Raw genomic sequence first — 2,999 nt, forward strand, 5'->3', positions numbered from 1 at the left:
CTCGATCCGGGCCAGCCCGGTCAGCCCCGCCGCGCCCGTCGCGGCATGCAGCACCGGCCGCGTGGCCGGGCCCAGCCCTTGGGCCCGCACCCGGGCCAGCGCCGCCGCCGCCTCCTCCCGGGCCCGCGACATGAAATCCCGCGCCCGCGCGGCGCCCAGCTGCGTCACCAGGTCCGCCGCGACTTCGGGATCCAGCGCCTGGGGCCCGCCCCCCGGATCCGCGGCCGGCGGCTGCGCCGCAGGCACCCCCTCCAGGGCCTCGGCCAGCGCCGCGCAAAGCTGGGCCGGGCGCACCGGCTTTTCCAGCACCCGCGCCATGCCCGCCCCCAGGCAGGCCTGGCGGATCCCGGCATCGGCATGGGCCGTGAGCCCCAGCACCAGTCCCTGCCAGGATGCCGCGGCGCGGATCCGGCGGGTCATCTCGATCCCGCTCATTCCCGGCAGGGTCACATCCGACAGCACCGCCGCGATCGACGCCCCCGCCGGCGCCTCGAGAAGGGCCAGCGCCTCGCGCGGATCGGACGCGGCGCAGGTCTCGGCCCCGGCGCCGCGCAGCACATGGACCAGCCAGTCGCGGCTGGCGGGACTGTCCTCCACCACCAGGATCCGGCGTCCCGCCAGGACCTGCGGCACCGGCTGGCCCTGCGGCTGCGCCGCCCCGGTCGCGCGCGGCGGCGCGGCAGGCAGGCTGAATTCGGCGCGCAGGACGGTGCCGCGCACCTGGCCCGGCGCCGCGCCCGGGCGATCCGCAACCTCCAGCGTGCCGCCCAGCTGGCGCAGCGCATGCCCCATGACCTCCAGCCCGGCCGAGCCGCGCCGTGCCGCCCCCGGCGGCGGCGCCGTGCCGGCCAGGGCGTGTTCGATGCGCCGCTTCTGGGCATCCGGAAGGCCGCCGCCGAGGTCGCGCATCTCCAGCGTGACGCGCCAGGCCCCGTCCGCCGCCGCGGAGGCGCCGCCTTCCAGCGCATCCCCCGGCAGGGGGCGGCAGCACAGCCGCATCTCGGCCCGCGCGCCCCCGTGCTTCACCGCGTTGTCGATCATGTTCTGGCCAAGTGCCCGCACGAAACGCAACGGCCCGTGCAGCCATGGCGCCCCCGGCGCGTCGATCTCCAGCTCCAGCGCGGTACCGCGGCTGCGGGCGATCGGGCGGATCATCTCCAGGAGGTTGCGCAGCTCCTGCGCGATGTCGAAATCCTCGTCCGGCAGCAGCCCCGCCGCCCCCTGTTCGCCGCCGATGACCGCCAGGACATTGCCCAGGTGATCCAGCGCGAGATCCGCGGCGCGGCGCAGCCGGGCCCGCGACAGCCGCGCCGCCTCGGCATCTTCCGCACCGCCAAGCGCCTGCTCGGCGGTGACCAGCAGCGACTGGATCGGCGTGCGCAGGTCATGCGCCACCCGCATCAGCGCGGCCGCCCGCGCCCGGTTGCGCAGCCAGACTGCCTCCTGATCGCTTTCGGACAGGCGCAGCAGGTAGCCCTCCGCCGTGCCCAGCGGCAGATGGACCAGCTCGCCCTCCAGCGCCTGGTCCCCGCGGGTCACCACCGCCGGGGCGCTGCCCGCGCGGCGGGCCCGCAGGCGCGCCTGCGGCCAGTCCAGATGCGTGCGGAGGCTGCCGCGCCCCAGGCCCAGCCGTCCGGCAGGCGCGTTGGCCAGAAGCACGTCCCCGGCCTCGCCCGCCAGGACCACCGCCCGGCGATCCGTCGCGATCAGGCGGGCCACGGCCCGAAGCACCGGCCGCGCGGAAGCGGGGGCGCCCTGCTCCGCCTCTCCTCGGTCGGCATCGTCCTGAACCGGTTCTCTCACCCCGTTGCCTCCCGAAAGCCGCGCCCCGTCCCGCCGGAAGTATGGCGGAAACCGCCGGGCGGGAACAAGGCCCGGCGCGTCCCGTGGCGCAATTCCCATGCATACGCATATTGACATATCAAAAGTATGCCACATAATCCCATACCAAAGATAGTTCAGATTATCTTTGGACAGATCCAACTGACAATCCCGAGGAGGAGGGTGGACAGATGGCTACACGGACAATCCAGGCGGGCAGCGCGACCGAGGTGACGATCGACGCCAATGCCGCCGACATCGCGCGCTATGTCAAATCCGGCGACTCGCTGGTTGTCGAGCTGACCGATGGCGACAGGATCATGGTCAATGATTTCTACACCCGCGCCGAGGGCGGCGCGGCCCATCGCCTGATGCATGCCGATGGCAGCTATAGCGGCGTCGAGGGCGTCATCGATGTCCGGGAAGGCGAGGCCGGGCTGGGCGCAGGGATGGGGGGCGGTGCCCTGGCGGCGGGTCTGGCCGGACTGGCAGGCCTGGGACTGGTCGCCGCCTCCGGCGGCGGCTCGGACGATGGCGACGGGGACAATGACGGTCCGGACGGCATCGCCACCGACGCGACCGATCCCACCGATGCCACGGATGCGACCGACCCCACCGACGCGACCGACCCCACGGATGCAACGGATGCGACCGACCCCACCGACGCGACCGATCCCACGGATGCCACGGATGCGACCGACCCCACCGACGCGACCGATCCCACCGACGCAACGGATGCAACTGACCCCACCGACCCCACCGACGGTCCCGGATCGGAAGAAGATGCGGGCCTGCTCGGCCCGGTCGTGGCGGAAGACGGCCTGCTGGGCGATCTGACCGGCAACGACGCCCCTCTGGGCGAGATCACGGGGGCCGACGGCCTGCTGGGCGAAATCGGCGGTTCCGGTACGCCGCTGGGGGACCTCTCGGAGGAGCTGCTCGGCACGCCGCTGGTCGGTGACGGGCCGGTCTCGCCTGAAGCCGGGCTGCTGGATCCGGTGATCGCCGATGGCGGGTTGCTGGGCGATCTGACCGGCAATGGTGGGGCTTTGGGCGAGATCACCGGCTCCGACGGGGTGCTGGGCGATCTGGTCGGCAATGACGGCGCGCTCGGTGCCGTGACCGGCGCCGACGGGCTGGTCGGCGACCTGACCGGCACCGGGGTGCTGGGCGGCGGC

Annotated in this window: 2 protein-coding genes; one reads left to right on the forward strand and one right to left on the reverse strand. The window is 73.8% G+C overall.

Annotation, left to right across the window (positions count from 1 at the left end; genetic code table 11):
* A partial coding sequence (locus ICN82_RS21575; RefSeq protein ID WP_193178929.1) for a hybrid sensor histidine kinase/response regulator occupies window positions 1-1,803 on the reverse strand: 1,803 nt, incomplete at its 3' end.
* A gap of 209 nt (window positions 1,804-2,012) precedes the next feature.
* Between ICN82_RS21575 and ICN82_RS00810 the strand changes: the two genes are divergently transcribed.
* Window positions 2,013-2,999, forward strand: a 987-nt coding sequence (locus ICN82_RS00810; protein WP_193178930.1) for a BapA prefix-like domain-containing protein, incomplete at its 3' end; no start/stop codon positions are given.

The sequence above is a fragment of the Mangrovicoccus algicola genome, from assembly GCF_014903745.1.
GTDB classification, from domain to species: Bacteria; Pseudomonadota; Alphaproteobacteria; order Rhodobacterales; family Rhodobacteraceae; genus Mangrovicoccus; species Mangrovicoccus algicola.